An 11914-nucleotide genomic window follows, 5' to 3' on the forward strand; every position below is an offset into this window, starting at 1 on the left:
CCTATGCCTTCGCGAGCTGCTTCTGCTCGTAGAGCCGCGCCCACTCCTTACGGGGGCGAATCGAGACGTCGACGTCGGTGGCCTTGGCGCGCAACGCCCCTGCTGTCGCCTGCTCCTTCGGTGTGAGCTTGAACGGATCCCAGCTGAAGAACCGGCACGAGTTCTCCCAGGTGATCTTGTTGATGTCTGAATCGGACGCACCGGCCGCATTCAGTTCGGCGAGCACCTGTTCGGGCGCATCGGGCCAGAAGCAGTCCGAATGCGGGTAGTCGCATTCCCACGCAATGATGTCGATGCCGATCTCATGACGCAGCTTCAGCGACGTCTTGTCGGTGACATAGCAGGCCAGCGAATGCTCGCGGAACACGTCGGACGGCAGCTTGTCCCCGAAGTCACGTCGCAGCCACTTCTGGTTGGTGTAGTGACGGTCGCTGCGGTCGAGGTAGAACGGGATCCAGCCGATACCGCCTTCGGAGAACGCGAATTTCAGGTCGGGGTAGTTGCGCATCGCCGGACCCCACAGCAGATCCTGCGCGCACATCGCCGACACCTGGGTGGCGAGGATGATCAGGTTGTCGATCGGGGCGTTGGGCGCCATGCTGATCGCGCCGAAACCGGTGCCGATGTGCAGGCACATCACCACGTTCTCGTCGGACAGGGTCCGGAAGACGGGGCCCCAGTACTCCTCGTCGTGATAGCTCGGAAGACCCTCGAGGTGCGGCAGTTCCGGCATCGTCACCGCACGACAGCCCTTCGCGGCGACGCGGCGGATCTCGTCGCACATGGCCTCCGGATTCCAGGTCGGCAGGATTGCGATCGGGATGAAGCGGTCGGGGTATGAACCCGCCCACTCGTCGATGTGCCAGTCGTTGTAGGCCGACACCATCACCAGGGTGGCCTCTTCGCGGTGCATGTTGAGGTGTCGTGCGGAAAACCCGGTGAACGTCGGGAAGCACATCGAGGCCAGGATGCCGTTGCGGTTCATGTCGCGGACGCGCTCGTGCACGTCGTACACGCCGGGCCGCATCTCGGCAAAGCCGGCCGGATCGCGGCCCCACTCCTCGGCGGGCCAGGACACCACCGCGTTCAGCCCACTGACCCCCTGCGGGCGGCCCTGATACATCCATTGGTCGACGCCCTTGTCGTCGGTGACCACGATCGGCGCCTCGTCCTTGTACTTGGCCGGAACATGCCGAAGAAACATGTCGGGCGGTTCCACCACGTGGTCGTCGATGCTCACCAGAATCAGGTCGTCAACGTTCATACCTCAGTAGTACCGTCTAGCACCGTGACCGTCTCTGCGCTATCGGACAGAGGTTTGGCCGAACCGGCCAAACTGGCCGGCGTCCCCACCCGCCGGGTCATCGACCTGCGGCGAGGCGGGCGCGCGCTGGGCGGCAGCTATCTGTACGAGGGTGACGCGCTGATCACCGGTTGGCACTCGCACGACGTGCACCAGATCGAGTACGCGCTCGGCGGGGTTGTCGAGGTCGAAACCGACTCGGCGCACTACCTGTTGCCGCCCCAACAGGCGGCTTGGATTCCGGTCGGGCTCGAACATCAGGCCACCATGAACCCCGACGTCCGGACCGTAGCGGTGATGTTCGATCCGCAACTGATCCCGCACGCTGGCGAGCGGGCACGCATCCTCGCGGTGTCGCCGCTGATCCGCGAGATGATGGTCTACGCGCTGCGCTGGCCGATCGACAGGCCGGAAGGCGACGAGATCTCCGATGCGTTCTTCCGCACCTTGGCAAACCTGGTGGCCGAGGCGCTCGACCACGAGGCGCCGTTGAGCCTGCCCAGCTCCGAACACCCGATCGTCGCCGCCGCGATGGCCTATACCAAAGAGCATCTGGACGGGGTGAGCGCGGACGAGGTGAGCAGGGCGGTTTCCGTATCGGAGCGGACGCTGCGGCGACTGTTTCAGGATGCCGTCGGAATGCCATGGCGCACATACCTTCTGCACGCTCGGATGCTCAAGGCCATGGCGTTGCTCGCCGCACCGGGGCAGTCGGTTCAGGAGACGTCGTCGGCCGTCGGCTTCGACAGCCTCAGTTCGTTCACCCGGGCCTTCACGCAGTTCTGCGGGGAGACGCCGACGAGCTACCGCAAACGGGTCGGCGGCACCTCGCTGTAGACGTCAGGATTGGTGGCGCATCTGCCCATCACGCAGGAGGGAGTCAGTGGCCTCTTGCCACCGCCGCAATTGTGTCGGCGTCTCGAGCGGTTCGGGAAGATGACGCTCGATGTGGGCGCGCAGCACCCACGCCCCGAGCGCCAGCACCAGCGGATTCAGCGTGCCCCAGATCGGATCGAGATCCGGTCGGGTCAGGTTCTGCTCGGCGCGCACCTGCCACCGCTCGGCACCGATGTCCGCCAACGCATCGAATACCTCCCGCCCGAGCGCGCTGCCGTCGGTGAGCGCGCGGCCGACGTACGCCACCACATCCGGCTCGTCGGCGACCAGCGACGTCACCCTGTTACCGATGTCGGCGATGGAATCTGCCGGCGGTTCGGGAATGGGTTTCGCGAGCGCGGAGGCCATCACACCGAGCACATGTTCGTCGACGGCCTTGATCAAGTTCGCCTTGGTGTCGAAATGGTGTTGCACCAACCCGAGCGAGACACCCGCTTCCGCCGCGACCGCGCGCAGCGACGTCGCGGACGTGCCCCGGTCCGCGAAGCATTTCAGTGCCGCGTCACGAATCCGTTCGACGCTCGGACGCTGATCACCACCGGAGGCGTACCGATCCGTCCGTACCGCCGTCATCGATACCCGCGGGCGAGAGAGTTCACCCCCACACCCTAGCCACTGCCGAAGTGTCGCCAGCAACGATACACGTGTATTGTCGGCCGAGTCGCGGACCGCACGACCGAGAGGAGACGCAGATGCCCGCCGACGAACGGCCGACCGGCAGGACGGCGCGCCCCTTTTCGGTCGGCGCATTGCAGAACGCTCCGATCGGCGCCTGCGCCCAGGACCCCGACCGATGGGCCCTAGGGGCCGACGACGGCGCCAAGGAGTTGTGCCGGACATGTCCGCGACGCTGGCTCTGTGCGCGGGAGGCGTGCCAAACGCCGGGGGCCGTCGGGGTATGGGCCGGCATCCACATCCCCGACACCGGCCGGTCACGCCAATTCGCATTGCGGCAACTGCAGTCGCTGGCCGAACTCAACGGGTTCACGGTCCGAAAGGCGGGCTGAACCGGGTCTTTTCGGGCGCGGGTTTCACGGCGGTTGCCAGTGGGCAACCTCAGCACAACCGTCCGTAACCGCGAGCCAACAGGAGACCTCGATGCGCGAGCGCGCCCTCGCCCCCGCTGACAATCCGGCCGCCGAAGCGCTCGCCACCACGGGCCTCTTCCTGATCTTCACCGCGATCATCGCGGTCGCGGTCGGGCTCGCGAGTTGGGGTGCCTCCGACGCGCCGCTGGCCGCCACCGCCGGTGTGGTCGCGGTCTTCAGCTTCACCGCCAGCATGGTCTGCTTCGGCAAGCAGAGCCGGGACGACTGAGCCCCCTCGCCGCGGGCCTGCCATGATGGCCAGCTATGGCCCGCTGGTATCCCCTTCTCTCCGCCGACGCCGACTTCCTGGTGTCAGCACCCCATGTCTTCCGCTACGAGAAGCGTTTCGCCGCGACGCCGGAACGCGTGTGGGAGTCGCTGACGTCGGACGAATCGCTGGCGGCGTGGGGGCCGTCCATCAAGGACGTCACCTGGACCTCACCGCGCCCCTTCGGCGTCGGCACGACTAGGGACGTCACCGCTCCCGGCGGGGCCGTCATGCGCGAGCGCTTCTTCGCATGGGACGAGGGCCGGCAGAAGTCCTTCTACGTATACGAGTCGACGCTGCCGCTGTTCAAACGGTTCGCCGAGGACTACCTCGTCGAAGCGGAGGGCCGGCAGACGCGGTTCACCTGGGTGGTCGCGATCGAACCGAAGAGGGCCGCGAGCCTGCCGGTCGCGGTCTTGGCGCCTCTGCTCAGAGCCGGATTCGGGCGCGTACCCAGCGGCGGGCAGAAGTACTTCGCCGACTGAACGCGGCCGTCGGATCACGACGCCGGCGCAGAAGCCGCCGATCGGCGTGGGTGCGCGAGGGGGGACTCGAACCCCCACGTCCACAGGACAATGGCACCTAAAACCATCGCGTCTTCCATTCCGCCACTCGCGCATGGGCCGTCCAAGGGTAGCGCGGTACCGTTGGAAGGTGTCCACTACACGGCGTAGGAGGCCGGCGCTCATCGCCTTGGTGATCGTCGGCGCCGCCGGCTGTCTGGCGTTGGCGTGGTGGCAGTGGACCCGCTTCGAGTCGGCCTCGGGCAGCTTCCAGAACCTCGGCTATGCGATGCAGTGGCCGCTGTTCGCCGGTTTCGTCGTGTACGCGTATTACAAGTTCGTGCGCTACGAGGAGGCACCACCCCTGCCGACGAATCGCGACATCACCGAGATCCCTGAGGACCTGCTCCCCCAAAAACCCGCAGCGTCAACCCGCTTCGACGACGACGTCGACGACCCCGCACTACGCGAGTACAACGCCTACCTGGCCGAGCTCGCGAAGAAAGACAAGGAACACCCGGCCACATGACCGAGCAGCCGATCACCTCCGCCGAAAACATCCGCAAGGCACTTCTGGGCTACCGAGTGCTGGCCTGGACGACGGGCATCTGGCTCATCGCGCTCTGCTACGAGATGGTGATGAAGTACGTCTACCACGTCGAGGGTCTGAACTGGATCGCGGTGGTCCACGGCTGGGTGTACTTCGTGTATCTGCTCTTCACCGCGAACCTCGCGGTCAAGGTGCGCTGGCCGATCGGGAAGACCGTCGGGGTTCTGCTCGCCGGCACCATTCCGCTCGTGGGCATCATCGTCGAGCAGGTTCAGACCCGCGAGATCAAGGAACGCTACGGTCTGTAGTCAGCGCCAGATCGGGCTCTGACTCCTCCGATTCGTCGCCCTTCGGGATCGCGAGCGCGGTGAGCGCGGCGATGACGGCCGCACCGGCCGCGATCAGCAGCGCCACGCGCAACCCGCCCAGCGACGGCACCTGCTGGCCGGCGACGGTCGTGGTCATCACCGTGAGCACCGCGCCGATGACCGCGCTGGAGACCGACGTTCCCAGCGACCGCGCCAGCGCATTGATTCCGTTGGCTGCCGCCGTTTCCGATACGGGCACCGCCGCGTTGATCAGCGCGGGCAGCGACGAGAACGCGAAGCCGACGCCGACGCTGACCATCACGTTGAACACGCACAGCTGCCACGCGCTGTTCATCAGCAGCAGTCCCGACAGATAGCCGACGGCCACCACCGTCGATCCGACGAACAGCGTGAACCGCGGACCGCGTACACCGGCGATCCGGGCGGCCACCGGCGAGGTCAGCATCATCGCCAGACCGCCGGGCGCCATCCACAGACCGGTCTCCAACATCGACTGGCCCAGCCCGTAACCCGCACCCGCCGGCAGTTCGAGGATCTGCGGCGCGATCAGCGACATCGCGAACAGCGAGAAGCCCACCGCGATGGACGCCAGGTTCGTCGTCAGCACCGGCCGCTTCAACGTCGTGCGCAGATCGACGATGGGAGCAGTCGTCCGGAACTGCCACAGCGCGAACAGTCCGAAGATCACCACCGACGCGGCGAACATCGTCACGGTGATCGCACTCGTCCAGCCCCAGCTTCCGCCCTTGGAGATGCCCAACAGCAGCGTCACGAGCCCGCCCGCCAGCCCGAGCGCGCCCAACGCATCGAAGCGGTCGGCGGAGACCGAGGGAAGGTGCGGCACCAGCACCGCGAACGACACCGCCGCCACGACGCCGAGCGCGGCGCCGAACCAGAACAACGCGTGCCAGTCGAACCGATCGGCGATGATCGCCGACAGCGGAAGACCAAGCGCACCACCAACACCCAGCGATGCGCTCATCAGACCCATCGCGGTGCCGACCCGATGTGCCGGCACCGAGGCACGCATGACGCTGATGCCCAGCGGGATGATGGGCATGCCGAAGCCCTGGAGCCCGCGGCCCACGATGACCGGGATCAGCGCGGTCGTCGTCGCCGCGATCAGCGATCCCACGGTGAGCAGTAGGGCGCAGATGATCAGGATCGGCTTGGGCCCGTACATGTCGCCGAGCCTGCCGAACATCGGCGTCGCGACGGCCGCCGTCAGCAGCGTCGCGGTGATCACCCACGACGCGTTGGATGCGCTGGTGTTCAGCAGCGTGGGCAGTTCGGGGATCAGCGGGATGACGAGCGTCTGCATCAGCGAGACGCTGATGCCCGCCGCTGCGAGCACCGCCACGACGATCGCCGGGTGCCGCGTCCTGCCGACTTCGGAATCGACGGAGGAGCGGCGCACCCCGGGGATGCTACCGCTTAGTTGAGCTATACAAAATTTCGGCGGCGAACGTGAGTTCGTCCTCGACATATCCGCCGGATCTCGAGCGCGAGCTCAGGTTCGATCGGCCAACGCGCGCAACGCGGGAAGCAGGGCCGTCAGCGCCCGCCCCCGGTGCGATGCCGCGTCCTTCTCGGCGGGGTCGAGTTCGGCGGCCGTGCGCGTCGAGCCCTCCGGCAGGAACACCGGGTCGTAGCCGAAGCCGCCGTCGCCGCGGGGTTCGCGGACGATGCTGCCCGGCCACTCGCCCCGCACGACGACCTCGCCGGCGCCGTGCACCAGCGCGCACGCCGACACGAACGCCGCGCCGCGCCGGTCGTCGGGCACGTCGGCCAGCTGCGCCAACAGCAGCGCGGTGTTGGCCGTGTCGTCACCGTGCCGGCCCGCCCACCGCGCCGACAGCACCCCCGGCATCCGGTTCAGCGCCGCGACCTCCAGCCCGGAATCGTCGGCGACCGTCGCAAGACCCGTCGCCCGAAACGCGTCGCGCGCCTTGGCCAATGCGTTCTCCTCGAATGTCGCGCCGGTCTCGGGCGCCTCGTCGAACGCGGGCACATCGTCGAGCGAGCGCAGCGTCAACCCCGACACCCCCGCCGCCGTCAGCACGCGGTGCAACTCGGCCAGCTTCTTCGGGTTGCGGCTGGCCACCAGCAGCTCGGTCAGCTTCCGAACGCCTTCTTCGGCGGCTCTTTCGACTCCGGCAACACCCCGGGATACGGCAGCTCCAGGGCCTGGCGCTGGATCTCGAAGATCTGCTCGCACGCACCCATCGCGGCGTCGAGCATCTTGTCCAGCGTCGAGCGGGGGAACGTCGCGCCCTCACCGGTGCCCTGGATCTCGACGAGGGTTCCGGTATCGGTGGCGACGACGTTCATGTCGACCTCGGCGCGCGAGTCCTCGCTGTAGGGCAGGTCGACGCGGACCCGGCCGTCGACCACGCCGACGCTGACGGCGGCGATCGCACACGACAGCGGGCGCGGGTCGGACAGCTTGCCGGCGGCGCCCAGGTAGGTCACCGCGTCGGCCAACGCGACGTAGGCCCCGGTGATCGCCGCGGTGCGGGTGCCCCCGTCGGCCTGCAACACGTCGCAGTCGATCGCTATCGTGTTCTCGCCCAGCGCCGCGAGGTCGATGCACGCCCTCAACGACCTTCCGACCAGCCGGCTGATCTCTTGGGTGCGGCCACCGACGCGGCCCTTGACGGACTCGCGGTCTGACCGGTCGTGGGTGGCGGCGGGCAACATCGCGTATTCGGCTGTCAGCCAACCTTTTCCGGAGCCCTTACGCCACCGCGGCACGCCCTCGGTGACGCTCGCCGTGCACATGACGCGCGTCTGGCCGAATTCCACCAGCACGGAACCGGCGGGATGGGTGGTGAAGCCGCGGGTGATGCGAACCGGCCTCAGCTCGTCGTCAAGCCGGCCGTCTTCTCTCTGGGACACGCACCAACCCTATCGGTCGGTTCTGACTAGGCGGCGCGGACGACGTCGAACGTCTCGTTGCACACCACCGCGTGCACCGGACCGTCGAACTCGGCCTTGGCCTCGCTGATGACGTCCTCGCGCGACGTCCACGGCGGGATGTGGGTCAGCAGGAGTTCACCGACTCCGGCCTCGGCCGCGGCCCGCCCCGCCTCGGTGCCCGACAGGTGTAGCCGCGGGGGCCGTTCCGGCGAATGCGTCCATGAGGCCTCGCACAGGAACACGTCGGCGCCGCGCGCCAAGTCGATGAGGGCGTCGCAGTAACCGGTGTCCCCGCTGTAGACCAGCGTCGCGCCGTCCTGATCGGTGATGCGCATGCCGTAAGACTCGGTGGGGTGACAGACGAGCTTCGGCGTCACGGTCAGCGAGCCGATGGTGACCGGTTCGTTGTCGACCCAGTGCCGGATCTCGAAGATGTCGGAGAAGTCGTCGACCTCCCCGCCTTCGGGCGAGGACGCCGCGCCGAGCCGCGCCCACGTGTTGGCGGGGCCGTACATGATGCCGCGCTCCTGCGCCGGCGACGGGTGATAGCGCCGCCACACGAACAGCCCCGGCAGATCGAGGCAGTGGTCGGCATGGAGATGAGACAGCAGCACGTGCACGTCGTTGGGATCGGCATGGCGCTGCAGCGCGCCGAGCACTCCGCCGCCGAAGTCGAGCACCAACGGCGGGGTATCGGGTGCGGAGACTAGATATCCGGACGCTGGCGAATCAGGTCCGACAACACTGCCGGAGCAACCGAGAACGGTGATTCGCACACTCACTAGCTTGCCATGCCCGATCGGCCTGTGACGAAAACATGGCCGGTTTGAGCGACCGAAATCATCTTGGCGCGCCGACGTGACGTTGAACAGGTCGAACGCCGTCGAGTGTGGGCCCGAGAAACCGTGCGGCCAGGGCGGTGAACGCGTCTGGATCGCCCGTCGCCTCGAAGACTCGCCGCACCGGAGGACCGTCGTGCGGGCGCAGCAAATCGAGTTCGGTGAGCACCTTCAGCAAGTCCTTGGCGGTCTCCTCGGCGCTCGACACCAACGTGACGTTGTCGCCCATCGCCAACTGGATCAGCCCCGACAGCATCGGGTAGTGCGTGCAGCCCAGAACGAGCGTGTCGACCTGTGCGCGCTGAAGCGGTTCCAGGTACCCCTCGGCGAGGCCCAGCACCTGCCGCCCGCTGGTCACGCCACGCTCGACGAAGTCGACGAAGCGTGGGCAGGCCACCCCGATCACCTCGGTGTCGCGGGCCGCCGCGAACGCGTCCTGGTAGGCGCCGGACGCGATCGTCGCCTCGGTGCCGATGACGCCGATCCGGCCGTTGCGGGTGGCGGCGACGGCCCTGCGCACGGCGGGCAGGATCACCTCGACGACGGGCACCGGGGCGTAGCGTTCGCGGGCGTCGCGCAGGCACGCCGACGACGCCGTGTTGCAGGCGATGACGAGCGCCTTGATCCCACGCGAGACGAGATCGTCCCCGATCGCCAGCGCATGGGCACGCACTTCCGGAATGGTCAGCGGCCCGTACGGCCCGTTGCCGGTGTCGCCGACGTAGACGATGTTCTCGTCGGGCAACTGGTCGATGATCGCGCGGGCGACCGTGAGCCCGCCGACGCCCGAATCGAAGATGCCGACGGGCGCGTCCGCAGACACTGCCGGGGTCACGACGTCAGGTACGGGTTCGTCGCCACGCTCTTGCGCTTCTCGCGTGCCTTGCGCTCCGGCCCGGACAGCAGATACGCCGCGATGACGCCCGCGACCGCACCGCTGAGATGGCCCTGCCACGAGACCCCCGGGGTGCCCGGCAGCACGCCGAGCAGAACGCTGCCGTAGACGAGCAGCACGATCACGCCGACGACGATCTCCCACGCCTTACGGGTGAAGAACCCGAACACGATGAGGAACGCCAGCCAGCCGAAGATCAGCCCCGAAGCGCCGATGTGGTTGGCCTCGCACCGCACCCCGACGTACGGGCAGTGCATCCCGATGTTGCCGATCAGCCAGGTGCCCAACCCGCCGAGAATCCACACGATGGCCGTCGCGAAGATGAACCGCGACATGCCCGCCAGCGTCATCAGGAAGCCGAGCACCAACGCGGGCACGGTGTTGGCGATCAGGTGGTCCCAGGTCGAGTGCAACAACGGGGCGAACAGGATGCCCAGTAGGCCATCGGACTCCAACGGCCGGATGCCGTTGTCGTCGAGCCGGTGGTTCGACAGCGAGTCGAACAACTCGATGACCCACAGCAGCACGACGAAGCTGAATACCGTGACGGCGCCGATCACCCACGCGGGCCGCTTCCTCGGTTGCGACGGTGTGGTCCCCGGATAACCGGTCATGCCCATAGCTGCCCTTCAAGCGCGTCTTCGGCGTCATCAAGGCTACCGGCGTACGCACCGGTCGACAGATACTTCCACCCCGCATCGGCGACGACGAACGCGATGTCGGCCTGCTCCCCCGCCTTGACCGCCTTGGCCGCCATGCCCAGCGCCGCGTGCAGCACCGCGCCGGTGGAGATGCCCGCGAAGATCCCTTCCACCTGGACCAGGTCGCGGGTGCGTTTGACCGCGTCGTACGAACCGACGGAGTACCGCGTGGTGAGCACATCCGGGTCGTAGAGCTCGGGAATGAATCCCTCGTCGATGTTGCGCAGCGCGTAGACACCCTCGCCGTACCGGGGTTCGGCGGCGACGATCTTCACGTCCGGTTTGCGTTCGCGCAGGAACCGTCCGGTCCCCATCAGGGTTCCGGTGGTGCCGAGCCCGGCGACGAAGTGGGTGATCTCCGGAAGGTCGGCGAGGAGCTCGGGGCCGGTGCCCTCGTAATGCGACAGCGAGTTGGCCTCGTTGCCGTACTGGTAGAGCATCACCCACGAAGGGTTCTGCAGCGCAAGCTCTTTCGCATGCGCGACGGCGGTGTTCGAGCCGCCCTCGGCGGGGGAGTAGATGATTCGCGCACCGTAGAGCTCGAGCAGCTGACGGCGCTCGATCGAGGTGTTCTCCGGCATCACGCAAATCATCTGGTAGCCCTTGAGCAGTGCCGCCATCGCCAGCGAGATGCCGGTGTTGCCGCTCGTCGGCTCCAGGATCGTCGCGCCGGGTTGTAACCGGCCCTGCCGCTCGGCCTCCTCGATCATCCGCAGCGCCGGTCGGTCCTTGATGGAGCCGGTCGGATTGCGGTCCTCGAGCTTGGCCCACAGCCGCACATGGGGCTCCTCGTCCCAGCGGGGCGAGAGCCGGCGCAGACCCACGAGCGGCGTATTGCCCAGGGCTTCGAGCAGCGAGTCGTATCGCGCCAAGATCAGCCGCCTGCCACCGCGGGCAGGATCGTCACCGAGTCGCCGTCAGCGATCGTGGTGTCGAGCCCGCCCGAGAACCGCACGTCCTCGTCGTTGACGTAGATGTTGACGAAGCGGTTCAGCTTGCCGGGGTTGTCCTTGTCCATCAGGCGCTCGGAGATGCCGGAGTAGTTGGCCTCCAGGTCGCTGATCACCGCCGCCAGCGTCTCGCCGGATGCGGTGACGCGCTTCTCCCCACCGGTATGGGTGCGCAGGATGGTCGGGATGGACACGGAAACAGACATGCAACGGCTCCTTTAGGGCTCAGGTCTTTTCAGTACTGCTCGACGATCTTGACGGGTTCCTCGGTGACGACGCCGTCGACGATGCGGTAACTCCGCAGTTCGTGTTTCTCCGGGTCGCGGGTCGACACCAGCACGTAGTGGGCGTCGGGTTCGGATGCGTACGCGATGTCGGTGCGGCTGGGGTACGCCTCGGTCGCGGTGTGCGAGTGGTAGATGATTATGGGCGCCTCACCTGCGTCTTCCAATGCCCGCCACACCTTGAGCTGTTCCCCCGAGTCGAACCGGTAGAACGTCGGCGACCGCTCCGCGTTGGTCATCGCGATGAAGCGCTCCGGGCGGTCCGAGCCCTCGGGCCCCGCGATCACGCCGCAGGCCTCGTCGGGATGATCGGCGCGGGCGTGGGCGACCATGGCGTCGACCAGATCCGCTCGGATGACCAGCACAGCAACTACCCCTTTCTGCACGA

Annotated in this window: 17 protein-coding genes and 1 tRNA gene; 6 read left to right on the forward strand and 12 right to left on the reverse strand. The window is 67.3% G+C overall.

The features are described from left to right. Position 1 precedes the first annotated feature (1 nt). On the reverse strand, positions 2-1264 hold the full coding sequence (locus tag A5752_RS10330; protein WP_067084883.1) for an amidohydrolase family protein: 1263 nt from the start codon (positions 1262-1264) through the stop codon (positions 2-4). Positions 1265-1288: 24 nt separating this feature from the next. On the opposite strand from A5752_RS10330, the gene A5752_RS10335 reads away from it, so the two are divergent. Further along, positions 1289-2140 (forward strand): AraC family transcriptional regulator, encoded by an 852-nt coding sequence (locus tag A5752_RS10335; protein WP_067084884.1) that lies wholly within the window; start codon positions 1289-1291, stop codon positions 2138-2140. A gap of 3 nt (positions 2141-2143) precedes the next feature. Here the strand turns inward: A5752_RS10335 and A5752_RS10340 are convergent, their stop codons facing one another. Beyond that, positions 2144-2773: a TetR/AcrR family transcriptional regulator gene (locus A5752_RS10340; protein ID WP_067084886.1), complete on the reverse strand. Its 630-nt coding sequence runs from the start codon at positions 2771-2773 to the stop codon at positions 2144-2146. 119 nt (positions 2774-2892) lie between these two features. Here A5752_RS10340 and A5752_RS10345 point away from each other — a divergent pair, with 119 nt between their 5' ends. The 3 genes from A5752_RS10345 (at position 2893) to A5752_RS10355 (ending at position 4041) form a co-directional block, all read left to right on the forward strand. After that, the gene (locus A5752_RS10345; protein WP_084792511.1) at positions 2893-3207 is read left to right on the forward strand and encodes a WhiB family transcriptional regulator; all 315 of its coding nucleotides are present in this window, start codon (positions 2893-2895) and stop codon (positions 3205-3207) included. Positions 3208-3298: 91 nt separating this feature from the next. Then, a complete protein-coding gene (locus tag A5752_RS10350) occupies positions 3299-3517 on the forward strand; it encodes a hypothetical protein (protein ID WP_067084888.1) in 219 nt (72 codons plus the stop codon). 35 nt (positions 3518-3552) lie between these two features. Beyond that, positions 3553-4041 (forward strand): SRPBCC family protein, encoded by a 489-nt coding sequence (locus A5752_RS10355; RefSeq protein WP_067084890.1) that lies wholly within the window; start codon positions 3553-3555, stop codon positions 4039-4041. A gap of 51 nt (positions 4042-4092) precedes the next feature. Here the strand turns inward: A5752_RS10355 and A5752_RS10360 are convergent. Continuing rightward, positions 4093-4174, reverse strand: a tRNA-Leu gene (locus tag A5752_RS10360). 36 nt (positions 4175-4210) lie between these two features. Between A5752_RS10360 and A5752_RS10365 the strand changes: the two genes are divergently transcribed. Next, positions 4211-4588, forward strand: a complete 378-nt coding sequence (locus A5752_RS10365) for a hypothetical protein (RefSeq protein ID WP_067084892.1) — start codon at positions 4211-4213, stop codon at positions 4586-4588. Then, positions 4585-4917 carry a DUF3817 domain-containing protein gene (locus tag A5752_RS10370; protein ID WP_067084894.1) on the forward strand — a complete coding sequence of 111 codons (333 nt, stop codon included), beginning with the start codon at positions 4585-4587 and terminating at the stop codon, positions 4915-4917. The genes A5752_RS10365 and A5752_RS10370 overlap by 4 nt, the downstream gene beginning before the upstream one ends. Here A5752_RS10370 and A5752_RS10375 read toward each other — a convergent pair. The 9 genes from A5752_RS10375 to A5752_RS10415 form a co-directional block, all read right to left on the reverse strand. Continuing rightward, positions 4895-6355, reverse strand: coding sequence for an MFS transporter (locus A5752_RS10375; RefSeq protein WP_286159388.1), 1461 nt, complete (start codon positions 6353-6355; stop codon positions 4895-4897). The two genes, A5752_RS10370 and A5752_RS10375, sit on opposite strands and share 23 nt — an antisense overlap. Positions 6356-6448: 93 nt before the next feature. Further along, on the reverse strand, positions 6449-7057 hold the full coding sequence (rdgB, locus tag A5752_RS10380) for an RdgB/HAM1 family non-canonical purine NTP pyrophosphatase (RefSeq protein ID WP_067084932.1): 609 nt from the start codon (positions 7055-7057) through the stop codon (positions 6449-6451). Beyond that, a complete protein-coding gene (rph, locus tag A5752_RS10385) occupies positions 7054-7836 on the reverse strand; it encodes a ribonuclease PH (protein ID WP_067084896.1) in 783 nt (260 codons plus the stop codon). Before rph ends, rdgB begins: the two co-directional genes overlap by 4 nt. Before the next feature lie 26 nt (positions 7837-7862). Beyond that, on the reverse strand, positions 7863-8639 hold the full coding sequence (locus tag A5752_RS10390; RefSeq protein WP_067084898.1) for a cyclic nucleotide-degrading phosphodiesterase: 777 nt from the start codon (positions 8637-8639) through the stop codon (positions 7863-7865). A 58-nt stretch (positions 8640-8697) separates the two neighbouring features. After that, the gene (gene murI, locus A5752_RS10395; RefSeq protein ID WP_067084900.1) at positions 8698-9519 is read right to left on the reverse strand and encodes a glutamate racemase; all 822 of its coding nucleotides are present in this window, start codon (positions 9517-9519) and stop codon (positions 8698-8700) included. 8 nt (positions 9520-9527) lie between these two features. Further along, positions 9528-10211 (reverse strand): rhomboid family intramembrane serine protease, encoded by a 684-nt coding sequence (locus A5752_RS10400; protein ID WP_067084901.1) that lies wholly within the window; start codon positions 10209-10211, stop codon positions 9528-9530. Beyond that, entirely contained in the window at positions 10202-11164 is a 963-nt protein-coding gene (locus tag A5752_RS10405; protein WP_067084903.1) for a cysteine synthase, read from the reverse strand. Before A5752_RS10405 ends, A5752_RS10400 begins: the two co-directional genes overlap by 10 nt. A gap of 2 nt (positions 11165-11166) precedes the next feature. Further along, positions 11167-11448, reverse strand: coding sequence for a MoaD/ThiS family protein (locus A5752_RS10410; RefSeq protein WP_067084905.1), 282 nt, complete (start codon positions 11446-11448; stop codon positions 11167-11169). Between the two features lie 29 nt (positions 11449-11477). Beyond that, positions 11478-11912 (reverse strand): M67 family metallopeptidase, encoded by a 435-nt coding sequence (locus A5752_RS10415; protein WP_286150371.1) that lies wholly within the window; start codon positions 11910-11912, stop codon positions 11478-11480. Between the last annotated feature and the right edge of the window lie 2 nt (positions 11913-11914).

It is taken from the genome of Mycobacterium sp. 852002-51961_SCH5331710, assembly GCF_001665535.1.
GTDB lineage: Bacteria > Actinomycetota > Actinomycetes > Mycobacteriales > Mycobacteriaceae > Mycobacterium.